At 64.8% G+C, this 25921-nt stretch carries 27 protein-coding genes; 16 read left to right on the top strand and 11 right to left on the bottom strand.

Translation table 11 applies throughout. From position 1 onward, the window contains the following. Nucleotides 1–20: 20 nt before the first annotated feature. Together ACXJMY_RS12205 and ACXJMY_RS12200 are read right to left on the bottom strand one after the other, a co-directional pair. A complete protein-coding gene (locus ACXJMY_RS12205; protein ID WP_456619578.1) occupies nucleotides 21–839 on the bottom strand; it encodes an alpha/beta fold hydrolase in 819 nt (272 codons plus the stop codon). A 129-nt stretch (nucleotides 840–968) separates the two neighbouring features. Next, on the bottom strand, nucleotides 969–2510 hold the full coding sequence (locus ACXJMY_RS12200; RefSeq protein WP_456619577.1) for a benzoate-CoA ligase family protein: 1542 nt from the start codon (nucleotides 2508–2510) through the stop codon (nucleotides 969–971). Between the two features lie 122 nt (nucleotides 2511–2632). Between ACXJMY_RS12200 and ACXJMY_RS12195 the strand changes: the two genes are divergently transcribed. From ACXJMY_RS12195 to ACXJMY_RS12180, 4 genes are all read left to right on the top strand, one after another. Continuing rightward, nucleotides 2633–3541, top strand: a complete 909-nt coding sequence (locus ACXJMY_RS12195) for a helix-turn-helix transcriptional regulator (RefSeq protein ID WP_456619576.1) — start codon at nucleotides 2633–2635, stop codon at nucleotides 3539–3541. A 218-nt stretch (nucleotides 3542–3759) separates the two neighbouring features. Further along, on the top strand, nucleotides 3760–4152 hold the full coding sequence (locus ACXJMY_RS12190) for a group II truncated hemoglobin (protein ID WP_456619575.1): 393 nt from the start codon (nucleotides 3760–3762) through the stop codon (nucleotides 4150–4152). A 171-nt stretch (nucleotides 4153–4323) separates the two neighbouring features. Continuing rightward, a complete protein-coding gene (locus ACXJMY_RS12185; protein WP_456619574.1) occupies nucleotides 4324–5055 on the top strand; it encodes a helix-turn-helix domain-containing protein in 732 nt (243 codons plus the stop codon). An 89-nt stretch (nucleotides 5056–5144) separates the two neighbouring features. Then, on the top strand, nucleotides 5145–5579 hold the full coding sequence (locus ACXJMY_RS12180) for a VOC family protein (RefSeq protein ID WP_456619573.1): 435 nt from the start codon (nucleotides 5145–5147) through the stop codon (nucleotides 5577–5579). Nucleotides 5580–5670: 91 nt separating this feature from the next. Here ACXJMY_RS12180 and ACXJMY_RS12175 read toward each other — a convergent pair whose 3' ends face one another. Continuing rightward, nucleotides 5671–6003: a PRC-barrel domain-containing protein gene (locus ACXJMY_RS12175; RefSeq protein ID WP_456619572.1), complete on the bottom strand. Its 333-nt coding sequence runs from the start codon at nucleotides 6001–6003 to the stop codon at nucleotides 5671–5673. A 117-nt stretch (nucleotides 6004–6120) separates the two neighbouring features. Then, nucleotides 6121–6906, bottom strand: coding sequence for an IclR family transcriptional regulator domain-containing protein (locus ACXJMY_RS12170; RefSeq protein WP_456619571.1), 786 nt, complete (start codon nucleotides 6904–6906; stop codon nucleotides 6121–6123). Nucleotides 6907–7215: 309 nt separating this feature from the next. On the opposite strand from ACXJMY_RS12170, the gene ACXJMY_RS12165 reads away from it, so the two are divergent. The 3 genes from ACXJMY_RS12165 to ACXJMY_RS12155 all read left to right on the top strand — a co-directional run bounded on the left by ACXJMY_RS12165 (nucleotide 7216) and on the right by ACXJMY_RS12155 (nucleotide 10875). Beyond that, nucleotides 7216–8574, top strand: a complete 1359-nt coding sequence (locus tag ACXJMY_RS12165; RefSeq protein WP_456619570.1) for an aromatic ring-hydroxylating dioxygenase subunit alpha — start codon at nucleotides 7216–7218, stop codon at nucleotides 8572–8574. Between the two features lie 130 nt (nucleotides 8575–8704). After that, a complete protein-coding gene (locus ACXJMY_RS12160) occupies nucleotides 8705–10141 on the top strand; it encodes a glutamine synthetase family protein (RefSeq protein ID WP_456619569.1) in 1437 nt (478 codons plus the stop codon). A gap of 347 nt (nucleotides 10142–10488) precedes the next feature. Continuing rightward, a complete protein-coding gene (locus ACXJMY_RS12155; RefSeq protein ID WP_456619568.1) occupies nucleotides 10489–10875 on the top strand; it encodes a hypothetical protein in 387 nt (128 codons plus the stop codon). A 215-nt stretch (nucleotides 10876–11090) separates the two neighbouring features. Here the strand turns inward: ACXJMY_RS12155 and ACXJMY_RS12150 are convergent, their stop codons facing one another. The 7 genes from ACXJMY_RS12150 to ACXJMY_RS12120 form a co-directional block, all read right to left on the bottom strand. Beyond that, entirely contained in the window at nucleotides 11091–11804 is a 714-nt protein-coding gene (locus ACXJMY_RS12150; RefSeq protein WP_456619567.1) for an ABC transporter ATP-binding protein, read from the bottom strand. Then, complete coding sequence (locus tag ACXJMY_RS12145; RefSeq protein ID WP_456619566.1) at nucleotides 11797–12564, bottom strand: ABC transporter ATP-binding protein; 768 nt, start codon at nucleotides 12562–12564, stop codon at nucleotides 11797–11799. The genes ACXJMY_RS12150 and ACXJMY_RS12145 overlap by 8 nt, the downstream gene beginning before the upstream one ends. After that, a complete protein-coding gene (locus ACXJMY_RS12140; protein WP_456619565.1) occupies nucleotides 12557–13501 on the bottom strand; it encodes a branched-chain amino acid ABC transporter permease in 945 nt (314 codons plus the stop codon). The genes ACXJMY_RS12145 and ACXJMY_RS12140 overlap by 8 nt, the downstream gene beginning before the upstream one ends. Further along, nucleotides 13498–14415 carry a branched-chain amino acid ABC transporter permease gene (locus ACXJMY_RS12135; RefSeq protein WP_456619564.1) on the bottom strand — a complete coding sequence of 306 codons (918 nt, stop codon included), beginning with the start codon at nucleotides 14413–14415 and terminating at the stop codon, nucleotides 13498–13500. The genes ACXJMY_RS12140 and ACXJMY_RS12135 overlap by 4 nt, the downstream gene beginning before the upstream one ends. 345 nt (nucleotides 14416–14760) lie before the next feature. Next, nucleotides 14761–14979: a hypothetical protein gene (locus ACXJMY_RS12130; RefSeq protein ID WP_456619563.1), complete on the bottom strand. Its 219-nt coding sequence runs from the start codon at nucleotides 14977–14979 to the stop codon at nucleotides 14761–14763. Nucleotide 14980: 1 nt separating this feature from the next. Next, nucleotides 14981–15637 (bottom strand): acyl-homoserine-lactone synthase, encoded by a 657-nt coding sequence (locus ACXJMY_RS12125; protein WP_456619562.1) that lies wholly within the window; start codon nucleotides 15635–15637, stop codon nucleotides 14981–14983. Between the two features lie 85 nt (nucleotides 15638–15722). Beyond that, the gene (locus ACXJMY_RS12120) at nucleotides 15723–16451 is read right to left on the bottom strand and encodes a helix-turn-helix transcriptional regulator (protein WP_456619561.1); all 729 of its coding nucleotides are present in this window, start codon (nucleotides 16449–16451) and stop codon (nucleotides 15723–15725) included. A gap of 167 nt (nucleotides 16452–16618) precedes the next feature. Between ACXJMY_RS12120 and ACXJMY_RS12115 the strand changes: the two genes are divergently transcribed. From ACXJMY_RS12115 to ACXJMY_RS12075, 9 genes are all read left to right on the top strand, one after another. Continuing rightward, a complete protein-coding gene (locus ACXJMY_RS12115; RefSeq protein WP_456619560.1) occupies nucleotides 16619–16795 on the top strand; it encodes a hypothetical protein in 177 nt (58 codons plus the stop codon). Nucleotides 16796–17042: 247 nt separating this feature from the next. Beyond that, on the top strand, nucleotides 17043–17981 hold the full coding sequence (locus ACXJMY_RS12110) for a LysR family transcriptional regulator (protein ID WP_456619655.1): 939 nt from the start codon (nucleotides 17043–17045) through the stop codon (nucleotides 17979–17981). A 156-nt stretch (nucleotides 17982–18137) separates the two neighbouring features. Then, nucleotides 18138–19016 (top strand): shikimate dehydrogenase, encoded by an 879-nt coding sequence (locus tag ACXJMY_RS12105; protein WP_456619559.1) that lies wholly within the window; start codon nucleotides 18138–18140, stop codon nucleotides 19014–19016. 58 nt (nucleotides 19017–19074) lie between these two features. After that, a complete protein-coding gene (locus tag ACXJMY_RS12100) occupies nucleotides 19075–20205 on the top strand; it encodes an ABC transporter substrate-binding protein (RefSeq protein WP_456619558.1) in 1131 nt (376 codons plus the stop codon). A gap of 334 nt (nucleotides 20206–20539) precedes the next feature. Continuing rightward, entirely contained in the window at nucleotides 20540–21415 is an 876-nt protein-coding gene (locus ACXJMY_RS12095) for a branched-chain amino acid ABC transporter permease (protein ID WP_456619557.1), read from the top strand. Continuing rightward, nucleotides 21412–22410, top strand: a complete 999-nt coding sequence (locus ACXJMY_RS12090) for a branched-chain amino acid ABC transporter permease (protein ID WP_456619556.1) — start codon at nucleotides 21412–21414, stop codon at nucleotides 22408–22410. The genes ACXJMY_RS12095 and ACXJMY_RS12090 overlap by 4 nt, the downstream gene beginning before the upstream one ends. Next, complete coding sequence (locus ACXJMY_RS12085; RefSeq protein ID WP_456619555.1) at nucleotides 22407–23150, top strand: ABC transporter ATP-binding protein; 744 nt, start codon at nucleotides 22407–22409, stop codon at nucleotides 23148–23150. Before ACXJMY_RS12090 ends, ACXJMY_RS12085 begins: the two co-directional genes overlap by 4 nt. Before the next feature lie 12 nt (nucleotides 23151–23162). Then, nucleotides 23163–23900 carry an ABC transporter ATP-binding protein gene (locus tag ACXJMY_RS12080; RefSeq protein WP_456619554.1) on the top strand — a complete coding sequence of 246 codons (738 nt, stop codon included), beginning with the start codon at nucleotides 23163–23165 and terminating at the stop codon, nucleotides 23898–23900. Further along, nucleotides 23897–25768, top strand: coding sequence for a bifunctional sugar phosphate isomerase/epimerase/4-hydroxyphenylpyruvate dioxygenase family protein (locus ACXJMY_RS12075; protein ID WP_456619553.1), 1872 nt, complete (start codon nucleotides 23897–23899; stop codon nucleotides 25766–25768). The genes ACXJMY_RS12080 and ACXJMY_RS12075 overlap by 4 nt, the downstream gene beginning before the upstream one ends. Nucleotides 25769–25921 lie beyond the last annotated feature (153 nt).

Genomic DNA, 25921 nt, shown 5'->3' with positions numbered 1-25921 from the left:
GGGGATGTGCCTCCGCAAGATCATGCGGCGCGTCCCTGAAGGCCCTGATCGTCGCGCAGGGCCGCCGCTGCAAATTGCACAATCGCGTCAAGCGTCGCCCCCGGCGCTTCACGATGCGGGGAATGTCCCGCGTCTGAAATGACTTTCAAATCTACCGGACAGTAACACTCTTCCTGCGCGATCGCGACCTGACGCAGTGTCCCATATTGGTCGTCCACGCCCTGCAGGACGATGACAGGGACACGGATATAGGCGAGGTATTCGGAGATGTCCCAGTCGCGGAACGCCGGATCGAGCCAGGCACCGTTCCAGCCATGGAAGGCGTTGTCGACGTCCTTGTGCCAGCGCGCGAGCTTTGTCTTGAGGTCGGTGGTCTCAAAGGCCGTCTTGATTTCCGCAATCGACTTCACCGAGATGTCCTCGACGATGAAATGCGGCGCGATCAGCACGAGGCCGTGCAGGCGATGATCCTGATGCGCGCCGGCATAGATCGTGGCGATCGAGGCGCCGTCGGAATGGCCGAGCAGGAGGCCACGCTTGAAGCCGATCGCATCGAGCAGTTTCGGCAGCACGTCCAGCGCCTCGCGCTGCATGTAATCGAGCGGCCGCGGCAGGCTCACCGGGCTCGACTGGCCATAGCCCGCGCGCGAGTACACGAAGATCCCGGCACCGGTCGCCTGCTGGATCTTTTCGGGGAAGTCGCCCCAGAGCCCGACCGAGCCGAGCCCTTCGTGCAGCATGACGATGGTGGGGGCATCCGCTGATTGCGATGCAAGCCATTTGTATTCGAGGCTGACGCCACTGATGCTGAGGAAGCCTGTGGGGGTGAGGTTTGTCATGCTGTCGATTCCATTCATTCCGTCATTCCGGACAACTCGCAAAGCGAGTTGATCCGGAATCCCGAGATTGCAGTCTGCGGATCGAGATTCCGGGTTCGCGCTTCGCGCGCCCCGGAATGACGAAGCCAATCAATTCGCCCCTTCCCGCAGCTTGAACCGCTGGATCTTCCCCGTCGCGGTCTTCGGCAGGGACTCCACCACGTCGATCCAACGCGGGTATTTCCAGGGGCCGATCTTCTGCTTGACGTGTTCTTTCAGCGTTTCCTGCAGATCGGTTCTCGTCGCGCCCGGGCGCAGCACGACAAAAGCCTTCGGCTTCAGCAGCCCTTCCGGATCGGCCTCGGGCACGACGGCCGCTTCCAGCACGGCAGGATGGGTGATCAGCGCGCTCTCGACCTCGAACGGCGAGACCCAGATGCCGGAGACCTTGAACATGTCGTCGGCACGGCCGCAGAAGGTGTAGCGGCCCTCGGCATCCCTGACATATTTGTCGCCGGTGCGGGTCCACGGGCCCTCGAAGGTGCGGCGGCTCTTGTGGCGCTGGTTCCAGTAGCCTTCGCCGGCGGAGGGCGCATCGACCAGCAGCTCGCCGACCTCGCCGTCGGCGACGTCCTGGCCGGCCTCGTTGACGAGCCGCACCGCATAGCCCGGCACCGGCTTGCCGGACGAGCCGTATTTGATGTCGCCGGGCGCGTTCGACAGGAAGATGTGCAGCAGCTCAGTCGAGCCGACGCCATCGAGAATGTCGACGTTGAAGCGCGCCTTCCAGCTGTTGCCGACGGATTCCGGCAGCGCCTCGCCGGCCGAGGTGCAAATGCGTAACGCCTTGCCGCCGCGCTCGCTCTTCATCGCCTCGTCGTTGAGCATCGCCGCGAACAGCGTCGGCACGCCGTAGAAGATCGACGGATTGTATCTGTTCATCAGGTCGAACATGCGCGCCGGCGTCGGGCGCTCGCTGTTCAGCACCACGGTGGCGCCGACCGACATCGGGAACGTCAGCGCATTGCCGAGGCCATAGGCGAAGAATAGCTTCGCCGCGGACAGGCACACGTCGCTCTCGCGGATGCCCAGCACCTGCTTCGCATAGGTGTCCGCGGTCGCCTGAAGATTCGAATGCAGATGGCGCACGCCCTTGGGCATGCCGGTCGAGCCAGACGAATACAGCCAGAACGCCGGCTCGTCAGGATGTGTGACTGCGGTCGCGAATTGATCGTTCTCGCGCGCGAGCTCCTCGGCCAGCTGCTTGTGGCCGTTCATCTTGCTGCCGGACACCACGACATGCTCGAGATCCGGCATGCGGCCGACGACGTCCTTGATGACGGGATAGAGCGCTTCCGAGACGAACAGCACGCGCGCGCGGCAATCGGCGAGGATGTAGGCGTACTGGTCTGCGGTCAGCAGCGTGTTGAGCGGCACCGGCACGACGCCGGCGCGGATCGCGCCCAGAAACACGATCGGGAAGTCGACCGTGTCCAGCATGATCATCGCCACGCGCTCCTCGCGGCGGACGCCGAGACGGCGCAGCATGTTGGCGGCGCGGCGGCTCTGTTGCTGGAGCTCGCCATAGGTGAGGCTGGAGACGGTGTCGTCGAAGACCAGCTTGTTGCCGCGGCCCTCCTCGACGTTGCGGTCGAGCAGCCAGGTCACCGCGTTATAGGATCCCTCGCTCACGGACTTCTCCCCCGATTTTAGAATTATAATTCATAGAAAGACACTGCCTCGGCTTGCTGTCAATGCCATCAGGCACTATGTTTCATTAAAATGCGCCGCAGGACATCCGCTAAAGAAGACTCATGACCGACAGTCCCGACGCCGAATCCCGCTTCCTCGAACAACTCGGCCAGCGCGTGCGCACCATGCGCGCGCTACGCGGCATGTCGCGAAAAGTGCTCGCCAAGGTATCAGGGATTTCGGAGCGCTACATCGCGCAACTCGAGAGCGGCAAGGGCAACGTCTCCATCGTGCTCTTGCGCCGCGTCTCGGACGCGATGGGCGCGCATCTCGAAGACCTGCTGCCCTCCACTGACCCGACGCCGGACTGGCAGATGTTTCGCGATCTGCTGCGCAAGGCGACGCCGGCGCAGATCGCACAAGCAAAAGATCTGCTCGCCGGCGGCAGCGCATCCGCGCCGCGGCGCGCGCCGTTCTGCGGCATCGCGCTGATCGGCCTGCGCGGCGCCGGCAAATCCACGCTCGGCAGGATGCTGGCGAAGAAGATCGGCTGGAGCTTCGTCGAGCTCAACAAGGAGGTCGAGCAGCAGAACGGGCTCTCGGTCGCCGAGATCATCGCGCTGTACGGCCAGGAAGGCTTTCGCCGCATGGAGCAGGCGGCGCTGCAACAGCTGCTGGCGCGCAACGAGCTGATGGTGCTGGCGACCGGCGGCGGCATCGTCTCGGAGCCTTTGACCTTCGACCAGATCCTGTCGTCGTTCTACACGATCTGGCTGAAGGCCGAGCCCGAGGAGCACATGGCCCGCGTGCGCCGCCAGGGCGATTTGCGGCCGATGGCCGACGACCGCTCGGCGATGGCGGAGCTGCGAAATATCCTGCTGAGCCGCGAGCCGCTGTATTCGCGCGCGACGGCGGTGGTGGACACCGCGGGGCTGTCCGTCGACGCCGCAGCCGCACGGCTGATCGACGCGGTGCGCCCGGTGTTGCAAAACGAAGCGCGCAGTTTTGGATTGCGCAGCGTGGCGCTGTAGGCGCGCTGAATCCTCCCCTCTGCTGTCGTCCCGGCGAAGGCCGGGACCCATACCGCGTGATCTATCGATTGTGGGTACTTCTAATCCCGAACGACCAATCTTCGTCAAACTACTCCCTGTGGTTATGGGTCCCGGCCTTCGCCGGGACGACAATGGAGTTTGTGCGCGAGCTCCGGCGAGATATATCAACGCACGGCAAGCAAGCGTTGGAATAAATGATGACCGATAGCGACGTCGCAATCTCCATGTTCGAGCGGATCGGCGGCAGCGCCACGATCGACCTTCTGGTCGAGCGCTTCTATGAACGGATGGATACGCTGCCGGAGGCGCAAATCATCCGCGCCATGCATGCAGCCGATCTCGGCCTGATCAGGGACGTGCTGAAGCGCTATCTCACCGAATGGACCGGCGGGCCACGACTCTATTCCGTCGAGAAGGGCCACCCGCGGTTGCGCCAGCGTCACATCGGTTTTGCGATCGGCGACGCCGAACGCGATGCGTGGCTCGCCTGCATGCGCGGCGCGCTGGAGGAGACGGTCGCGGACGCTGCCGCGCGGCAGGACCTCGACAAGGCGCTGTCCGGTCTCGCCGACTGGATGCGCAACCGTTAGCCACCCACAGGCGAGGCGCGACGCGCCACGCACTTGGAGGGGCACCGCTGCGGCGCTATGCTGCGCGCGATGGACGCTGCCGCAAATCCCGATGTCATCCGTCGGCCCGCCTCGCCGCGCCTTGCGCGGCTGGTCGCCAGCATCTCGTTCTATCGCGAGCACGGCGTCGGGTTGGCCGGCTTCCGGCACGCGGCGCCGCTTGCGCTGCCTCTTCTCGTGAATTTGGGGACACCCTTCCGCATTGCACTTGGGCGCGAACCGGATGTTGCCGACGCCCAGCCGAGTTTCGCGGCAGGCCTCTTTCCCGGACCGGTCCGCATCGAATCCGATGGCCGCGCCGAATGCGTTCAGGTCGATTTCACCCCGCTTGGAGCGTATCGCTTCTTCGGCGGAGCGGTGCCGGATCTGACCGCGCGCATCGTCGGCCTGGACGACATTCTGGGACGGGATGGCGAGAACCTCCGCGCCAGGGTTGCCGAGGCGGTCGGATGGCAGCGACGATTTGAGATCGTGGAAGACTTCGTGCTTCGTCGCGCCGTGCATGAGCCCTCGCCGGCGATCGCCTTCGCCCTCGATACGCTCTGGCGACGGGCAGGCGCGGTCCAGATCACCCAGCTTGCCTCCGACATTGGCTGGAGCCGCAAGCATCTCACGCGCCGCTTCCACAACGAGATCGGCGTGCCGCCGAAGACAATGGCCCAGATGCTGCGCTTTCATCGGGCCTGCTCACTGGCCCGCACGGACGGGACAGGCGGCTGGGCAACCGTCGCGGCAGACGCCGGCTATGCCGACCAGGCGCATCTGGCCCGCGACTTCCGGATATTGAGCGGCGAGACGCCGACCGGATGGGCCGCGCGGCTCGATCTTGCGGATCCACGTCTGATGCGGGACGGCGGCGGGTAGCGTCTGGTCCCATTTGTTCAAGCCCGGCTGGCGCGATCCGAACTAGGGTCGGCGTCGCAGTAGACCTGGATAATGTCCTGGAGAATTTCATGAACCAGCAGAATGGCTATGAAGCGCCGCGCCTGTACCACACCATGCGCTGCAAGGACGCGGAGGCGATGATCGTCTGGCTGAAAAACGTTCTCGGTTTCGCCGAACGCGTGGTCTATCGCAGAGAGGGCACGGTCGTTCACGCCGAATTGGCATTTGGATCGTCGATCCTCATGCTCGGTGCGCATCGCGATGATGCCTACGCAAAGCGGGTCGGCGAGATCGGCGGCCACCGCACGGATGCCATTTATCTGGCTGTCGATGATCCCGACGCACTCTATGAGAAGGTGAAGGCGTCCGGCGCGACGATCGAAATGGAACCCTACAACACCGATTATGGCAGCCGCGATTTCGCGGCGCGCGATCCCGAGGGCGGCCTCTGGAGCTTTGGAACCTATTGGCCCAAGGTCGGCGAAGAGTCGCTGCCGGGATAGGCCGGACGGTCGCCTCCAATGCCGCTCGGCGGGCGCAGGCAAGCTCAATTGAGCCCGCAAGGGCGATGCGGCTGCGAACCCGTCCTGCTCTTCAGACCGACCAGTAATTCGGGTGCGGATAGGACCTCGAGCGGTCGCCCCAATCGAACTCGTCGCCGTCGAACTCGCAGGGGCCGCTGCTGAGTTCGTCCAGCGTCAGCTCGACCTGGAACGCCTGACGTGTTCGATCGTATTTCAGCGCGCTCCACTGCACCGGGTAATGGTGACGTGTGCCGAGCAGCCCGCCGGTCTTGATGACGGCGTAAGCGACCATTCCGCTCACCTTGTCGAGCATCAGCCGCTCGATCGTGCCGAGCTTGGCGCCGTCGCGCCCGTAGACGGCGGCGTGCTCCACGCGATCACTGGGAACCATGGTGTGGTGCATGGCATCCTCCCTCGTCTTGGGTGGAGCGCATTATAGTCTCGTAGCCCGGATGAGCGAAGCGACATCCGGGGTCTGCGACACTTTCCCGGGTATCGCTGCGCTCACCCGGGCTACGGGCTACAGCAACTGCGAGCGCACCGAGGCCGCGCCTTCGCGCAGCAGTGGCAGAAAACGGCCGATCAGTTCCTGCTCCGGCACGCGGTCGACATGGGCGCCCATGTTGATGGCGGCGACGATCACGTCGTCGTAGCGGCGCACCGGAACCGAGATCGAGCGGAAATGCGGCTCGGCCTCGCGGTCGACCAGCGAATAGCCTTGGGCACGATCGGCCGTGATGCTGGCCAGCAGCGCCTTGGGATCCGTCACCGTCTGCGGCGTCAGCGCCTCGCGCGTCATTGTCTTCAGGCGTGCGGCGAGCTCTGCATCGTCGAGCTGACCGAGCATGGCGCGGCCGACCGAGGTGCAGAACGCGGGCAAGCGGTAGCCGATCTCGAGTCCGCCCGAAAACATCCGCGCCGGGCTGCTGCGCGCGACGAACACGACCTCGTCGCGGTCGAGCACCGCCAGCGAGGAGATTTCCTGCGCCGCGGTGGCGATACGATCGAGCACGGGCTGAAGCACGGTGACGAGTTGATTGGACCGCAGGTAGGAGGCCGCCAACTTCAGCACGTGCGGCGTCAGGGAAAACAGCTTTCCGTCGCCGGAAACGAAGCCGCCATGCTGGAGCGTGAACAGCATGCGTCGCGTCGTGGCGCGCGGCAACGCTGCTGCGCGGGCGAGATCGCTCAGCGTCATCGGGCCGGTGGTCGCGCCAAAACATTGCAGCAGACGCAGGCCGCGATCGAGGCTTTCGACGAAATCCGTCGCGCGCGCGTCGCTCTCGCTCCGCTTCAGCTTGGGCATGGCGCCGGGACTTTCCTGCAAAATATTGCTTGCTGCCGGATCAAGGCATGTCATAATTCGCCCATTCGTTCAATAGGCGAACACAATTCGTTAGGCAGGCACGCTCGCGATCTCCCTCGCCCCGCTTGCGGGGAGAGGGTGGGGTGAGGGGGAGTCTCCGCAGGGACGGTGACAGCTGGACTCGCGGAGAGCCCCCCTCACCCGGATTGCATCTTCGATGCAATCCGGCCTCTCCCCGCACGCGGGGAGAGGCGAGGAAGAGCGCACCGGCTCGACTTGCATGTTCGAGCAAGAAGGGACGCGACCGCCATGATGAGCCAGGAGCAGAACGACCTGATCACCCGCACCGGGGCGAAGGACCCCTGCGGCAAGCTGATGCGGAGCTACTGGCAGCCGGCGGCGCTGGTCGACGAGCTGGAAGGTGCGCGGCCGATCCGCCCCGTGCGACTGCTCGGCGAAAGTCTCGTGCTGTTCCGCGACGAGCGAGGGCGCTACGGCCTGATCGATCGCCACTGCGCGCACCGCGGCGCCGACCTCGCCTTCGGGCGGCTCGAACATGGCGGCCTGCGCTGCGCCTTCCATGGCTGGCTGTTCGACGCCACCGGCCAGTGCATCGAGACCCCGGCCGAGCCGAAGGATTCAAAGCTCTGCCAGAACATCCGCCAGCGCTCCTATCCGGTGGTGGAGAAGAGCGGCATCCTCTGGGCCTGGCTCGGCGAGGGTGAGCCGCCGGCCTTTCCCGAGCTCGACTGCTTCGTCGCGCCCGGCACGCACACTTTCGCATTCAAGGGCCACATGGCCTGCAACTGGCTCCAGGCGCTCGAGGTCGGCATCGACCCCGCGCACGCCTCCTACCTGCACCGCTTCTTCGAGGACGAGGACACCTCCACCGCCTACGGCAAGCAGTTCCGCGGCGCCTCCGCCGGAAGCGACCTGCCGATGACGAAGATCCTGCGCGAATACGATCGCCCGATCATCAATGTCGAGCACACCGAATACGGCCTGCGGCTGATCGCGCTGCGCGAGATCGACGAGGAGCGCACCCATGTGCGGGTGACCAACCAGCTCTTCCCGCACGGCTTCGTCATCCCCATGAGCACGGAGATGACGATCACGCAATGGCACGTGCCGGTCGACGACGAGAACTGCTACTGGTACGCGATCTTCACCAGCTATTCGAACCCGGTCGACAAGCAGAAGATGCGCGACCAGCGGCTCGAGCTCTACGAGCTGCCCGACTACAAATCGCGCAAGAACAGCAGCAACGATTACGGTTTCGATCCGCACGAACAGCAGACCGCGACCTACACCGGCATGGGCAGCGACATCAACGTCCACGACCAGTGGGCGGTGGAGTCGATGGGCGCGATCCAGGACCGCACCAAGGAGCATCTCGGCCAGAGCGACAAGGCGATCGTGCAGTACCGCCGCCTGCTGCGGCAGGAGATCGAGAAGGTTTTGGGCGGCGAGAAGCCGATGCTGCATCTCGACGCGAGCAACGCGCGTTCGATCCAGGGCCCGGCGACCATGGACGGCATCGGGCCGACACGGGGCTGGGAGACCTACTGGATGGAAGTCGATGTCAAGCGCCGCCGCGGCGCACCGTGGACGGCCCCGGTGCCGAAGGAGATTGCGGACAATGTGCACCGGTTGACGGCGGCGGAGTGAGGTTCGTGGTCGGAGCCCGTAGGGTGGGCAAAGGCGCAAAGCGCCGTGCCCACCATGCTTCCGTGAGGACGACAGACGTGGTGGGCACGCTTCGCTTTGCCCACCCTACGGCAGTTGAAGGAGTGGTGAAGTGACTTTCGTCGCGCATCATGCGCTGTGGTCGGATGAACAGAAGGACGCGGCGCAACGCATGCGCCGCATCGTCGAGGAGAAGAACCTCGAGGTCATCCGCCTCGCCTTCCCGGACCAGCACGGCATTCTGCGCGGCAAGACCATCGTCGCCGCCGAGGCGATCGCCTCGCTGGAGAGCGGCTGCTCCATCACCACCACCATGCTCGCCAAGGACACCTCGCACCGCACCGTGTTTCCGGTGTTCACATCGGGCGGCGGCTTCGGCATGAAGGAGATGGAGGGCGCGGCCGACGTGTTGATGGTCGCCGATCCCACCACGTTCCGCGTGCTGCCATGGGCGCCGGCGACGGGCTGGGTGCTGTGCGACCTCTATTTCAACGACGGCCGCCCGGTGCCGTTCGCGACCCGCGGGCTTTATCGCAAGGTGCTGGATGAGCTCGGCAGCCGCGGCTGCGATTTCGTCGCGGGCCTCGAGGTCGAATTCCACATCTTCAAGCTCGACGATCCGCATATGCGCGCGGAGGATGCCGGCCAGCCCGGCACGCCACCGTCGGTGAGCCTGCTCAGCCACGGCTATCAATACCTCACCGAGCAGCGCTTCGACCAGATGGAGCCGGTGCTGGAGATCCTGCGCCGCGACGTCCTCGCGCTCGGGTTGCCCTTGCGCTCCGTCGAGGTCGAGTTCGGGCCGAGCCAGTGCGAATTCACCTTCCAGCCGAAGAAGGGGATCGAGCCCGCCGACAACATGGTGCTGTTCCGCTCCGCGGTGAAGCAGATCGCGCACCGCCACGGCTATCACGCCACCTTCATGTGCCGGCCGAAACTGCCAAACCTGTTCGCCAGCGGCTGGCATCTGCACCAGTCGATCGTCTCGCGCGCGAGCGGCGACAATCTGTTGATGGCGAAGGACGGGAGCGCGCCGCTCGGCGAATTCGGCCGCGCCTGGCTCGCGGGACTGCTCGACCATGCCCGTGCGGCAACCGTGTTCACGACGCCGACCATCAACGGCTACAAGCGCTACCGCTCCTATTCGCTGGCGCCGGACCGCGCGATCTGGGGCCGCGACAATCGCGGCGTCATGATCCGCGTGCTCGGGGCTGCCGGCGATGCCGCCACGCGCCTGGAAAACCGCGTCGGCGAGCCCGCCGCCAATCCCTATCTCTACATGGCCTCGCAGATCCTCTCTGGCCTCGACGGCGTCGACCGCAAGCTCGATCCCGGCCCGTCCGCCGACACGCCCTACGAAACCAAGGCACCGCTATTGCCGAAATCGCTGCGCGATGCCGTGGCCGCGCTGAAGGACGATCCGTTCTTCCGCGAGAAATTCGGCGCCGAGTTCGTCGACTACTACACCCACATCAAGAACGCCGAGATCGACCGTTTCCTGGCCGAAGTGACCGACTGGGAGCATCGCGAATATTTCGAGATGTTCTGATTCCGGGAGGTCATTCGGGGGCGATGCCTTGGCATCGCGCCCGGAATGACGGAATGACCTCACACCCCCGTGAGGCGACTTCGTCCCGCCTGTTCCGATGACATCACATCGCGGTCCGACGAAGCCGTTTTCCTCACGCCGCGAAAACCGCCGGAAAGATACCGGGGGTAAGCTCCATGCTGTGATCAACAATGGAGTTCGATCATGTGGGATCAATTGTTCAGCCTGATCTATCGCCTGTCCTGCCGGGCCACCCTGATCGAAATCGGCACGCACCGCCTCGCCCGCTGATGGGCCGGTCGGGTTCGAATTGGGTAAGACGGATTGACCAGATAACGGAGGCTGTCATGCGCAAGCTGATCCTGATCGCGGCGATGTCGCTGCTGGCGAGCCAGGCTTATGCCGGCGGCTCCCGGAGCCTTAGCCTTGCGGCGACAAATTCGAGCCAGCAGGCCACCGAGCAGCCGGCAACGACGGCAGCCGCGACGCCGCAGGCAGCACAGGCTCCGGCGGCAACGCCGACAACGAACGTCCAGACGGCGACCACTGCGCCCGCTTCAACGCCTCCGGCAGCGACTGCACCGACAACCGCGACCGCCCCGGCCGCCACGCCCCCTCAGTCCACCGCCGCCCCCGTTGCCAGCTCGACCGAAACCGCCAAGCCGAAGCGCCGCCAGCCGTCCGCCGAGGCGCGCGTGATCCGCGAGCTGCATCGGCATGGAATTTATTGGTGACTTGGTTCGCGCAACTCTCTCCCCAACGTCGTCCCGGCCAAGTGCGCAATTGCGCACGGGGGGCCGGGACGCATGACCACAGGGTGAGGTTTGGCGAAGACTGGTCGCTCGGTACTGATACCGCTTACAATCGATGGACCTCGCGGTATGGGTCCCGGCCTTCGCCGGGACGACGCTGAAGGGCTGGCATGCCGCCCCTCACCTCGCCGGGCCCGCTAGATCCCCAGATATTTGTGTTGCAGATCCGGCTCGGCCATCAGCTCGCCGGAGCTGCCGCTCCACACCGTCCTGCCGCGTTCGATGATGTAGTGGCGGTCGCAGATGCGGGCGAGGTGGTCGACGTTCTTGTCGACGACCAGGATCGACTGTCCCCGGCTCTTCAGCATCGACAGGCAGTTCCAGATCTCCTCGCGGATCAGCGGCGCCAGGCCCTCGGTCGCTTCATCCAGAATCAGGAGCTTTGGATTGGTCATCAGCGCGCGGCCGATCGCGAGCATCTGCTGCTCGCCGCCGGAGAGCTGGTTGCCCATGTTGGAGGCGCGCTCGGCGAGCCGCGGGAACAGCACGTAGATCGCGGCAAGCGTCCAGGGCTTGGCGCTGTCGAAGCGATCGGCGGCGGCGGCGACGAGGTTTTCGCGCACGGTGAGGTTCGGAAAGATCTGCCGCCCCTCGGGGACCAGGCCGACGCCGAGTTTTGCGATCCTGTAGGACGGAAGCAGCCTGACCTCCGCGCCCGCGAAGCGGATCGCGCCCGCGCGCGCCGGCGTCAGGCCCATGATCGAGCGAATGGTCGTGGTCTTGCCCATGCCGTTGCGGCCCATCAGCGAAACCATCTCGCCCGGCTTGATCGACAGCGACAGGCCGAACAGCACCTGAGAGAGCCCGTAGCAGGTCTCGATGCCGTCGACGTCGAGCAGCGTGTCAGCCATGATGCGTCACCACATGCTGGTCGCCGAGATAGGCGCGCTTGACCTCGTCGTTCTGGCGGATCGCGGCCGGAGCGCCGGAGGCGATGACGCGGCCATAGACCAGCACCGAGATGCGGTCGGCGAGCGCGAACACCGCCGGCATGTCGTGCTCGACCAGCACGATCGAGACTTCCTTGCGCAGCTCCTGGAGCAGCTTCACCATGCGTTGGGATTCGGTGACGCCCAGGCCCGCCATCGGCTCGTCCAGCAGAAGCAATTTTGGCTTGCTCGCGAGCGCGACCGCGAGCTCGAGCTCGCGCCGCTCGCCATGACTGAGCCTCGACACCACGACGTCGGCGCGATGCAACAGACCGACGCGGTCGAGCGCGGCATGCGCGGCATCGCGCAGGCCCCTTTCCTTGCGCGCATTGGCGAAGAAGCGGAACGACGTGCCGGCATGTGCCTGCGCCGCCAGTGCGACATTGTCGGCAGCCGTGAAGTCGAACAACAGCGAGGTGATCTGGAACGAGCGGGCGAGGCCGAGCGCGCAGCGGCGATAGGCCGGCAGGTAGGTGATGTCGAGGCCACCGAGCGAGACGCTGCCGGAATCCGGCGCGAGATGCCCGGTGAGCTGGCTGATCAGCGTGGTCTTGCCGGCGCCGTTCGGGCCGATGATGGCGTGCAGCTCGCCGCTAGCTACGTCGAGCGAGACGTTGTCCGTCGCAATGATGCCGCCGAAGCGGCGCACCAGCTTTTCGACACGGAGCAGCGGTTCAGCCACGGTTGAACCTCCCGAGCAGGCCCATGATGCCGCCGCGGCCGAACAGCACGATCAGCAGCAGCAACGGGCCCATGATCAACGCCCAATATTCGGTGATCTGCGACAGGAACTCTTCCAGCAGCAGATAGACCACCGCCCCCATGACCGGGCCGAACAGCGCGCCCATGCCCCCTAAAATCACCATCACCATGAGGTCGCCGGAGCGGGTCCAGTACATCACGGCCGGGCTGATGAAATCGGTGTTGTTGGCGAGCAGCGCGCCGGCCAGGCCGCACATCATGCCGGAGATGACGAAGCAGACGAGCTGGTAGCGCTTCGCCGGAAAGCCGATCGCCTGCATGCGCTGCTCGTTGGAGCGCAAGCCCTGCACGACGAGGCCGAAGCGCGAATTGACGATGCGCCAGATCAGGAAGATCACGCCAAACAGGCAGGCGAGGCAGAGATAGTAGAACTGCACGCGGTTGCCGAGATTGATCAGGCCGGAGAAGTCACTGCGCTTGTAGACGGTGAGGCCGTCGTCACCGCCGTAGCGCGCCAGGCCCGAGGCGACGTAGTACGCCATCTGCGCGAAGGCGAGCGTGATCATGATGAAATAGACACCGCGGGTGCGCAAGGAGAGCGCGCCGATCACCAGCGCATAAAGCGCGGAGGCCGCGAGCGCGACCGGAAACTGGATGAAGCCGGAGCCGATGCCTTCCTGCGCCAGAATGCCGACGGCGTAGCCGCCGATGCCGAGATAGGCGGCGTGGCCAAAGCTCATCATGCCGCCATAGCCCATGATGAGGTTGAGGCTCGCGGCCGCCAAGGCCAGGATGACGACGCGGGTGAACAGGGTCAGGATGAAGATGTTGCCGGAGAGCTGCGAATAGAGCGGCAGCAGCACGAGGCCCGCCAGCATCAGGGCCGTGACGGCCTTGCTCACAGTGAAAGCCTTCATCGACGGTTGGCCGGAAACAGCCCCTCCGGCCGCACCACCAGCACGATCGCCATCAACAGATAGATCAGCATGGAGGACAGGGCGGGCGCGGCGGTGGAGGCAGCGGCGCCGCTCAGCACCTGCCGCAACAGATTGGGCAGGAAGGCGCGGCCGAGCGTGTCGATCATGCCGACGAAGATCGCGGCCAGGAACGCGCCGCGGATCGAGCCGATACCGCCGATCACGATGATGACGAAGGCGAGGATCAGGATGTTCTCGCCCATGCCGATCTGCACGGTCAGGATCGGCGCCTGCATCAGCCCGGCGAGACCGGCGAGCGCGGCCCCTAAGCCGAACACCAGCGTGTAGAGCAGCTTGATGTTGATGCCGAGCGCGCCGATCATCTCGCGGTTGGAGGCGCCGGCCCGGATCAGCATGCCGACGCGGGTGCGCATCACACCGAGATAGAGCAGCAGCGCCACCAGCAGCGCCACCACGATGATGGCAAGACGATAGGCCGGATAATGGATACCGGGCAGGATCGGCACCGGCACCGTGAGCCAGGCCGGCAACGGCAGCGCAAGGCCGGCCGGGCCCCAGATCAACCGCACCGCCTCGTTGAAGAACAGGATCAGCCCGAAGGTCGCGAGCACGTGGTCGAGATGGTCTCTGCCATAGAGGTGTTTCAGCGCCACCACTTCAAGCACGATGCCGAGCAGCAGCGTCGCGCCGAGCGCCATGAACGCGCCGAGCACGAAACTGCCGGTCCAAGCCGCGAAGGTCGCGGCGAAATACGCGCCCATCATGTAGAGCGAGCCGTGCGCGAGGTTGACGAGATCCATGATCCCGAACACCAGCGTCAGGCCGGCGGCGAGCAGGAACAGCAGCAGGCCGAACTGCAATCCGTTCAAGAACTGTTCGACGACAAGCAGCATCAAAACTCTTTCAGGCGCACGCAGCGTCGCGCCGATGTTCGAACACAGTCGCCATCAGTGAAAGAGCTCCCCCTGCCTGTTCAAGGCCGAAAAATGGGTAATGGCAGTATCGTTCCGAGGCAAGAGCGATTCTGCGCTCAACATGCACTTTGTTGCATCCAGGTGCATGCGGTCGAGCGCTCCGTGCACGCGCCTTGCAAGAAGGCTGCCGGGAGGATGGGGCAACCTGCCGCACCCCATCCGGGGCGGAGGCAATGACGCGGCGCAGTGCTCAAAAACGATCGCCCTCTCCCCGGAGGGAGAGGGCGAGGCCTTCCGTTGAAACAAGGGAAGGAAAGGATGCGTCTAGTGCGACGTCATCTGCTGGGGAAGATCATCCGGCTCGGCGAGCTCGCTGTTTGCCGTCGAGGCCTCCAGCGCCGCCATCCGGAACAGATAGGCGAGCGTCGCCAGTCCGGAGTCTTCCGCCATCTGGGCCAGCTCGAGCGCCATGTCGGACATGTAGCCGAGATTCTCGTCCTTGGTCTGCGCCATGATCTGGCTGTCTCGCATCATGTTCGACATCTCAGGCAATCTTTCGTTGCGCGGCGAGGCCGCAGGTGTGGGCACGGGCGATGCAGTCGATGCGGGGACCGTCCTGCTGGATGACATTCATCATCCCGATACGGTCGCGCACGACATCGAGCGATTCCTGACGGACCTCGATGGTTGCGGCCATGGTCCAGGAGTCTTCGACCAGCGCCGGTAACCCGAGCGGGGTGACGACGAAACCGATGTCGTGGAAGCGCGGCAGCCACCAGGTCTCCATGACGAGACAGAGACGCTCGATGCCCTGATCGAGACAGAACTCCTGCGCTGCCGCCATCAATTGCAGATTGAACGCACCGTCGCGGCGCTCGCGCGACACGAAGAAGCGTGACCACTCCCAGACCAGCGGGTCCGACGGGCAGCCGCGCACCGCGGCGAGATGCGGGAAGACCTCGCTCATCATCGTCGGCTTGGTGGTCGGATACAGGCGGGAGCCGCCGAGCACCCGGCGGTTTTCGAGAGCCAGCAGGTAGACCGCGTCCTCATTGTCATAGGTATCGATCTCGCGGCTATCGGGCTTCCGCAGCCCCTCCCATTTCCGCTCCTCGACAAAAATCTCGTGACGCACCCGGAAATGTTGCTCGATGACGTCCTCGTAGAGGTGCCGGTTGACGGCCGAAATTACATGAATCATGAACTCCCCCATGGCTTGAAATGAGGGCAGCCTCAGCGAAAAAGGCCGAACCGACTATTGGGAAATTTCCCAGTAGGCGACTATTTCAGGGATTGATGATTCTATGGCGGATCGCGATCGCGACCGCATGCGTCCGGTTGACGGCGCCGAGCTTGCGCGCGGCGGTTGCAAGATGCTCTTCCGCGGTGCGCTGCGTGATGTTCAGTATCTCGCCGATTTCCCAGGCCGACTTGCCCTGTGAAGCCCAGGCGATCACCTCGCGCTCGCGCGGAGTGAGGCGCATCGACGGATGCGGCGCCGGATCGAGCAGACGGCGAATATGGTCGAAGCCATACATCGCGATCAGGTGCAACGCCGGCTTGCTGCGGGCATTGAGATCGAGGTGGACGCCGCCGAGCGAGACGCCGGCCTCGTAGCCGGTCAACCCGTGGATCGGAACGACGAAGCCGCGCGACATCCGGAAATCGGCGGCGCGCCGCATCACCTCCACCGCGCCAGGCTCCAACTCGGGATCATAAGGCGCCTCGGACCACTCGAACGGATTCACGGTCTGCCGGCATTTGCGGATCACGGGATCGACGCGGTCATAGCTCTTTTGAGTGTAGAGGCTGAACCACTCCGCCGGCCACTTCTTGGCGAGCACCATCTGGGAAAAGCGCTGATCGGGATTCGGCAAGCCGGTCACGATGATGTGCTCGAAGCCATACCCGCCGAACGCGGTCGCGAGCGCATCCATGGCGTCCGGAACCTTGGTATAGGCCCCCAGCCCTTCAATGAAGTCGAGCGCTTCCCGGCCATAATCAACGGCGGACATCAGTGCGTTTCCTGACCCTCGCCGCTCCGTATAGCACGTCTTGGGGGGCTGCCTCAATTCACCGCTTCCGTAGTTTCCCGGTGCACTGCACGCTTCGAAGATTTAATCTACTTGTGGAAGAAGTGACGTCAAGATACACCTAGGACGCCTGAAGCGGGAAAGTCACGATGGAAGACGAGAACATCGCCCTCAACAGCGTGCTCGGCCTGGAGCTCAATCGCGTGTTTTTCGCGGTCCGCGACACGGCAAACAAGCAGGAGATCATCGAGTTCGCGCGCAAGGTGCTGCAAAGCGAGCACGCGCAGCCGCCCGGCAGCGTGTCGCCGGACGGACCGGCGAGTTAGGACGCGGTTGCAGCAGACGCGAGCGCTGCTCGCCTGGATGATCTTAGGTTCGAGCCCGCTGATTTAGTCGAAACAACCCGCGCGCGAAGTTACTCCGGCATCGCCCACGAATGAGCTGCACGCTTACCCTCCCCTGGAGGGTGAAGCGCCGCCCGCTCCGCTCGCCCTGACACCACTTGCCGCTGGATGACATCACGGCTCTCGTGAGATGATCGCCGCCACGATCGCCTTTCGGGATGTCCGGGACATGATGACGCTGCGCCAGGTTGAAGTGATCCGTGCCGTGATGGTGACGGGCACCATTGGCGGTGCGGCGAAGCTTCTGAACGTCTCGGCGCCGGGCATCAGCCGGCTGGTCAAATACACCGAGCGCTCGCTCGGCATCCGCTTCTTCCAGCGCCAGAACGGCCGCTATTTCCCGACGCCGGAGGCCGAGAATATCTTCGAGCAGATCAACGGGGTCTACAAGAAGGTCGACGACCTCTCCGAGATCATCTCCAAGATCGGCCGCGGCGGCCTGTCGGAACTGCGCATCGGCTCGGTGCCGAGCATCTCGCAGGTGATGGTGCCCCGTGCGATCGAGCGCGTCCGGCGCCGCTATCCGGATCTCGGCATCGACATCAACATCCTCAAGCTCGAAGAGGCCATCGACTATCTGTTGCTCGGCCGTGGCGAGTGCGTCGCGATGAGCTACCGGCTCGAGCATTCCGGGCTCGATTTCCTGCCGCTCGCCGAGGGTGAGCTCTATTGCATGGTTCCGCCCGGCCACGAGCTCGCCGGCCGCAAGCAGGTGTCGGCGGCCGAGATCACCCGCTATCCGCTGATCGGCATCGATCCCAACGACCCCTATGGGCGGATCATGGCCGGGATCTTTTCGCGCAACCGGCTCGACTACAACATCACCATCCGCGCACGCTTCGGCACCACGGTCTGCGCGCTGGTGAAGGCAGGGCTCGGGATCGCCGTCATCGACCAGTTCACGGTGGCCCATGGCGGCTATCCCGGCGTCGAGCTGCTCAAGATCACCGAGCCGACGCGGTTCGACACCTACATCGCGGTGAAGCGCGGCGCACCGCTGTCGCTTCACGTCGAGTATTTCATCGAATCCCTGCGCGCCGAGATGCGCGCGGTCGAGCCGTCCCGCGGCAACGGCAGGGCTGCGCCTGCGCGCGGACGGAAGAAATAACATGATGTTAGGTTTGCGGGACAAAAGGGTAATTGTGTTAGGCGAGGGAAAGGCTATCGTCGCATGCGGAAGCCCCCTTGGAAGTCCCMTTGGAATTGCGCGGATGTCCGCGCTAATGGCCGGGACCGAATGCTCTCAACGAGACGATAGCGAACCATGTCGAAGCGCGGATACGCCGCCAGCAAGAAGCTCCTCACCGGCCTGATCGGCGCGCCGATCGCGCATTCCGCCTCCCCCGCCATGCATGAGCGCGCCGCCGAGGCGCTGGGCCTGCGCGGCCATTACCAGCTCATCGAGGTCGCCGGCGCCGATGCGGTCGGGCTCAGCATGATGCTCGAAGGCGTGCGGCGGCTCGGCTTCGCCGGCGTCAATGTCACCTACCCTTACAAGGAAGCGGTGGTCCCGCTGCTCGACGAGCTGGCTCCGGGCGCCGCCGCCATGGGCGCGGTCAACACCGTCGCCGTCAGGGACGGCCGCCTGACCGGCCACAACACCGACACCACCGGCTTTGCGCGCGCGGTGGCGCCGCTGCTGGCGCCGTCTGGAAATGCGGTTGCCGTGATCGGCACGGGCGGCGTCGGCAGGGCGATCGCCTTCGCATTGGCGAGCCTTGAGGTCGCCGACCTCCGCATCTTCGACACTGAACCGGCGCGGGCCGAAAAACTTGCCGCACTGCTTGCCAGGCATGGCGGCGCCAGGGTCGCGAAAAGCGTCGAGGACGCGCTCGATGGCGCGACCGGCCTCGTCAACGGCACGCCGGTCGGCATGCTGCCGAACCGGGGCATGCCGGTCCCGGCCGCGCTGCTGCACGACAAATTGTGGGTCGCCGATGCCGTCTACTCGCCGCTGATCACGCCGCTGCTGGCGGCAGCCCAAGCCAAGGGTGCACGGATCATGACCGGGCGGGAGCTTGCGATTTACCAGGCCGCCGACGCTTTCGAACTGTTCACCGGCCTTGCCCCGTCGACCGAGGTCATGGGAGAGGCTTTCGACGAAGTGATGGCGGCACGAAGCTCGACCTACAACGCAGCGTAACCAAAGCGGCCGGACACAAGGCCGCGGGCAACATCAACGGAAAATGGGAGGAGAGACCATGAAATCGACTTTACTGGCAGGCGCCCTGCTTGCCTTCGCGACTGCAACCAGCGTCCACGCCCAGGCGATCAAGCTCGCCGACGTCGCCGAGCTGTCGGGTGGCGGCGCCACCGTCGGCACCAACTGGAAGAACGGCATCGACCTCGCGATCGAGGAAATCAACGCCAAGGGCGGCGTGCTCGGCCGCAAGTTGGAGGTCACCCACGCCGACTCGCAGTCCAACCCCGGCGTGGCCCGCGCCCAGGTGCAGAAGGCGCTCGACGCCGAGCCCTATGTGCTGCTCGGGCCCGGCTATTCCGGCTCGGTGAAGGTCACCGCGCCGCTCGCGGCCGAAGCCGGCATCGCCCAGATCATGGGCGGCGAAGCCGCCGAGCTGACGCAAGCAGGCAACAAGTTCCTGTTCCGCACCTCGTTCGGCCAGCAATCCTCGATGCCGAAGGTCGCAAAATACATCCACGACGAGATGAAGGCGAAGACGGTCGCGGTGGTCTGGGTGAACAATGATTTCGGCCGCGGCGGGCGCGACGTCGTCACCAAGGAGCTCGACCGGCTCGGCTCGAAGGTCGTCGCCGACCTCTCGACCGAAGCGGGACAAGCCGATTTCGCCGCCGACGTCGGCAAGATCAAGGCGGCCAATCCCGACGCGGTTTTCGTCTATCTCAATGAAGAAGAGAGCGCGCGCATCCTGAAGGAGCTGAAGCGCCAGGGCGTCACCGCGCCGCTGATGGGCGAGACCACGCTGATCGGCCAGAAGGTGATCGATCTCGCGGGCGACGCCGCCAACGGCGCGCGCGGCCATGTCGGTCTCACCACCGACGCGCCGGTCGACCTGATCAAGGCATTCCGCGAGAAGTTCTCGAAGAAGTACAATTACGTGCCCGACCACAATGGCCTGAAGGGCTATCTCGCCGTCTACATGGTGAAAGCCACCACCGAGAAGATGGGCAAGGTCGACTCCAAGGCATTCGCCGACACGCTGCACGGCCTGACCATCAAGGCCGCCGATGAGCCCGGCATCTTGATGGACGCCACCTTCAGCGACACCGGCGACATCGACCGCCAGAGTTTTCTGGTGGAAGTCGTCGAAGGCAAGCAGGTGGTGAAGCAGGTGCTGCCGAAGGTGAAGTGAGGTCTCTCTTCCTCCCTCGCCCCGCCCTTCGCGGGGAGAGGGCGGGGTGAGGGGCTGCTTCCGCGGCGACGGTGACAATCGAGTTCGCGGAGACAGCCCCTCACCCCAGCCCTCTCCACGTAAGAACGGGGAGAGGGAGAAGAAGGAGAGACGGGGAGAGATCTCTCCTCTCCCTCGCCCCGCTCTTCGCGGGGAGAGGGGTGGGGTGAGGGTGTTCCCGCAGTCACAGTGACAATCGAATTCGCGGACAGAGCCCCTCACCCCTCCCTCTCCCCGTAAGAACGGGGAGAGGGAGAAAGAAGAGAGTGGAGAGAGGGGAAAGAGAGAGGGGAACATGTCCAATCTGTTCGATCTTCTGGTCGCGGGACTTGCCACCGGCGCCATCTATGCGCTGGTCGCGGTTGGTTTCACGCTGCTATGGCAGACATCGCAGACCATCAATTTCGCACAAGGCGAGTTCGTGATGCTGCCGGCGTTCCTGATGCTGGCGGCGATGCATGCCGGCGCGCCGTTCTGGCTCGCGATCATCCTCGGCATCCTGCTCTCGATGATCCTGCTCGGCCTCGCCTTCAAGATGCTGCTGGTCGACCCGATGATGCGCCATGGCGTGCTGCCGCTGGCGATTGCCACCATGGCGCTGGCCATCGGCATCAAGGAGGCCGTAAAGCAGTTCTTCAGCGCCGAGGCCTCGCYCTTTCCGTCGATCGTGCCGACCGGCGACGTCTCCATCCTCGGCCACGCCGTGTCGTTGCAAAGCATCGGCGTTCTCGTCCTCGCCATCCTCGCCGTATTCGGCCTGACGACGCTGCTCAACCGCACGTCGCTCGGCCACCAGATGCAGGCGGCGGCGCAGAACCCGACAGTGGCGCGCATCATCGGCGTACCGGTCGAGCGGATGATTCTCCTGACCTTCCTGATCAACGCGTTTCTGGTGGCGCTGGCCTCATTGCTGATCACGCCGATTTACCTCGCAAAATTCTCCTCCGGCGAGGTGCTGGGCCAGGCCGCTTTCATCGCGGCCATCGTCGGCGGCTTCAACCAGGTGCGCGGCGCGATCGCCGGCGGCCTCTTGATCGGCGTGCTCGACAATCTCGCGGCATCCTATGTCTCCACGCAATATCGCGCGGCGGTGCCGCTGATCTTCCTGATCCTCGTCATCCTGTTCCGGCCGCAAGGATTGCTCGGCCGCGCCGAGGAGCGCACGGTATGAGCGGATTTGCCAAACCCCTGAAGATCGCGCTCGGCCTTGCCGTCATCGCCGGCCTGATCGTGATTCCCATGAACTTCAACCGCTACGGCCTGTTCATCCTGAGCCAGTGGGCGGTGATGACGATCGCCGCGATGGGACTCAACCTCACGCTCGGCTATGCCGGCCAGGTGTCGCTCGCCCAGGGCGCCTTCGTCGGCATCGGCGCCTATGCGGCCGCGATCATGACCACGCATGGCTGGCCTTTGCCGGCTGCGATTGTCGTCGCGATTATCTTGAGCTTCGCGGTCGGCTGGGTGCTCGGCTATCCCGCGCTGCGCGTGCAGCACCATTATCTTGCCTTCGTCACGCTCGCTTTCTCGACGCTCGCCTTCCTGGTGTTCCGCAACGAGAGCTGGCTCACCGGCGGCATCTACGGCATCTCCAACATCCCGCGGCCGCACATCTTCGGCATCGCGACCAACAAGCCCCTGCCCTTCTATTATGTCTGCCTCGGCTCGCTCGCGATCGTGTCGCTGGCGGTGTGGTGGCTGATCCGTTCGCCCTGGGGCCGCGCCTTCATGGCGCTGCGTGAAAATCCGCTGCGCGCGCAGTCGCTCGGCGTCGATACCCGCCGCTACACGCTAATGGCATTCGCGATCGGCTCGGCGCTCGGCGGCGTCGCCGGTGCGCTCTATGCGCCGCTGACGCAATATATCGATCCCGTGCCGTTCAACCTGTCGCTCTCGCTCGATCTCCTGATGATGGTAATCGTCGGCGGCGCCGGCTTCTTCCTCGGCCCGTTCTTAGGGGCGATGATCGCGGTGCTGCTGCCGGAATGGCTGCGCTTCACGGAAGGCTATTATCTGATGCTCTATGCGGTCGCGGTGATGCTGCTGCTGATCTGGTCGCCGACCGGCATTTTGGGAATCCTCGACCGCTATCTCGCCGAGCGCCGAACCAAGGCGGCCTCCGCGCTGCGCGCCGTGGCAAAATCCCGGCTGGAGACGGTGCAATGAGCCCGGTCCTCGAAGTCACCAACATCAGGAAGAATTTCGGCGGCATCAGCGCCGTCGACGGCGTCTCCTTCGACGTCCGCGAAGGCGAGATCCTCGGCCTGATCGGGCCGAACGGCTGCGGCAAGTCGACCCTGTTCAACTGCATCCTCGGCCAGCTCACACCATCAGGCGGCGAGGTCAAGCTCGACGGCAAGGTCGTGACCGGCTTGCGCCCCTCCGAGCTCAACAAGCTCGGCGTCAGCCGCACCTTCCAGCTGTTGCAGGTGTTTCCAAAACTCTCGGTGCGCGAGAACCTGATCCTCGCCGGCCAGGAGCACCAGGGCAACATGGCCTCGCGCCTGGTCGGCCGCTCCGACGCCGGGCTCACGGACGCCGCCAACCAGATGATCGGCTTCTTCAAGCTCGATCATCTCGCCGCCGAGCCTGCCGGCGGTCTGTCCTACGGCCAGCAGAAGCTGCTGGACGCCGCGATGGCGTTCATGGGCGGTCCGCGGCTGGTGCTGCTCGACGARCCCGCCGGCGGCGTCAACCCGTCGATGCTGACGGATTTGAAGGAGCGGCTGGTCGCGATCAACCGCGAGAAGAACGCCACCTTCGTCGTGATCGAGCACAACATGGAATTCGTGATGTCGCTGTGCTCGCGCGTGATGGTGATGGCGGAAGGCAAGGTGCTGGCGATGGGACGGCCGGACGAGGTCCGCAAGAATCCTGCCGTCATTGAAGCCTATCTCGGGCATTAGGGAGAGCGAGCCATGAGCGACCCGATCCTCTCGGTTCACAATCTCGTCGGCGGCTACGGCAAGATGACGATCCTGAACGGCACCACCTTCGCCGTGCCGCAGGCGACCATCACCACCATCATCGGCCCGAACGGCGCCGGCAAGTCGACCGTGTTCAAGGCGGTCTTCGGCCTGTTGAAGCTGCGCGAGGGCAAGATCAGCTTCGCGAACCGCGACGTCACCAATCTGAGCCAGCGCGCGCTGCTCAACGCCGGCATCTGCTATGTGCCGCAGGGCCGCAACATCTTTCCCGAGCTGTCGGTGCGCCACAATATCGAGCTCGGCGGCGTCGCCGCCGGCAAGGACATCGACCTGCCCAGGCGGATCGAGGCCGCGCTCGACCTGTTTCCGGCGCTGCGGCGCAAGTCGACGCAGCAGGCCTCCACGCTGTCGGGCGGCGAGCAGAAACAGCTCGAGATCGCGCGCTCGCTGCTGCTCGAGCCGAAGCTGGTGCTGATCGACGAGCCTTCGATCGGCCTGTCGCCGCTGATGGTGCAGCAGACTTTCGACATCCTGAAATCCCTGCGCGACCGTGGCGTCACCATCCTGATGATCGAGCAGAACGCCCGCTCGGCGCTGGAGATCTCCGATTTCGGCATCGTGCTCGAGCTCGGCCAGACCCGCATGTTCGACGGCGCGAAGCGCATCCTGAACGATCCGCGCATCGGACAGCTCTTCCTCGGGGGAGCGATGGAGGAGACAGCCGCATGAACAAGCGCTCGATCGCAACCGTCTCTCTCTCAGGGGCGCTGGACGAAAAGCTCCGCGCCATCGCAGCCGCCGGCTTCGACGAGGTCGAAATCTTCGAGAACGACCTGCTGTCGTTCGGCGCAGGCCCGCGCGACATCGCAAAGCTCTGCGGCGATCTCAATCTGAAAATCTGCGCGTTCCAGCCGTTCCGCGATTTCGAGGGCATGCCGGAGCCGCAGCGTTCGCGAAACTTTGCCCGCGCCGAGCGCAAGTTCGACCTGATGCAGGAGCTCGGCACCGATCTGCTGCTGATCTGCTCCAACGTGTCGCCGGCCTCGCTCGGCGGCATCGACCGCGCCGCCGATGATTTTCGCGAGCTCGGCGATCGCGGGGCCAGGCGAGGCTTGCGCGTCGGCTACGAGGCGTTGGCCTGGGGACGGCACGTCAACGACTACCGCGATGCCTGGGAGATCGTGCGGCGCGCCGATCATCCTGCGATCGGCGTCATCCTCGACAGTTTCCATGCACTCGCCCCGGGCTTTCCAGTCCGCGCGATGGCCTCGATCCCCGGCGACAAGATCTTTCTGGTGCAGCTTGCCGACGCGCCGAAGCTCGAGCTCGACATCCTGTCGTGGAGCCGGCACTTCCGCTCCTTCCCAGGCCAGGGCGATCTGCCGGTCGGCGAGTTCATGGCAGCGATCGCGGCGACCGGCTATGCCGGGCCGCTGTCGCTGGAGATCTTCAACGACCAGTTCCGGGCCGGCTCGGCCGCGCAGACCGCGGTCGATGGCCTGCGGTCGCTGATCCTGCTGGAGGACCGGCTTGCACCGGACTGGCCGAAATTCGTCGGCGAGCCCCTGGCGCCGAAAGCCAAAAGTCGCGGCACCGGCTTCATCGAGTTTGCCGTCAACGAGACCAAGGCCGGCGAGCTCGCCCGCCTGTTCGCACAGCTCGGCTTCCGCAGGACCGGCAAGCATCGCAGCAAGGCGGTGGAGCGCTGGTCGCAGGGCAAGGTCGAACTCGTGGTCAATTGCGAGACCGATGGCTTTGCGCATTCGCATTACGTCACGCACGGCCCCGGCGTCTGCGCGATTGCACTCGATGTCGACAATGCCGGCCTCGCCATGCAGCGGGCCGAGACGCTGAAGGCGCGCACCTTCTACCAGCCGGTCGGACCGGGCGAGCTGGAAATCCCTGCGATCCACGGCGTCGGCGGCAGCCTGCTCTATTTCCTCGATCAGGCCGGCAAGAACTGGGATACCGATTTCGAGCCCATCGCGAGCGACGCGAACTCGGACGCCCTGCTGGCGGTCGATCACATCGCGCAGTCGATGCCCTACGACGAGATGCTGTCCTGGCTGTTGTTCTACACCGGCATCCTCGACCTGACCCGCCTGCCGCAGATGGAGATCGCCGATCCCAGGGGCCTCGTGCAGAGCCAGGCCGTCATCAATGGCGACCAGAGCCTGCGCTTCGTGCTCAACGGCTCCTCCGCCAACCGCACGCTGCCGGCGCGCTTCATCTCGGAATTCTTCGGCTCGGGCGTGCAGCACGTCGCCTTCACGTGCCAGGACATCTTCGCGGCGGTGGCCGCGATGCGCGCACGCGGCGCTGACTTTTTGGATATTCCCGACAATTATTACGACGACATCGAAGCCAAATACGACCTCGCGCCCGACCTGATGGCGCAACTGCGCGCCAACCACATCCTCTACGATCGCGAGGGCGACGGCGAGTTCTTCCAGGTCTACACCCACATTTTTGACGAGCGCTTCTTCTTCGAGATCGTCGAACGGCGAAGCTATCAGGGATTTGGCGCGGCGAATGCCGGGATCAGGCTTGCCGCGCAGTCACGCGAGGTGCGGCCAACGAGCATGCCGCGGGTGTAGGCGCCTCTTCGCCTCTCCCCGCTTGCGGGGAGAGGCCGGAATTCGAGCGCAGCTTGAATTCCGGGTGAGGGGGAGTCTCCGCAAGTCACATCACAGTCAGGAGCAACGCCCTCTCAATACGTCATTGCGAGCGCAGCGAAGCAATCCAGAGTC

The organism is Bradyrhizobium sp. P5_C12, assembly GCF_054049735.1.
Note: the sequence above shows the minus strand (reverse complement) of the source record. Positions and strands in the feature narration are given on the sequence as shown.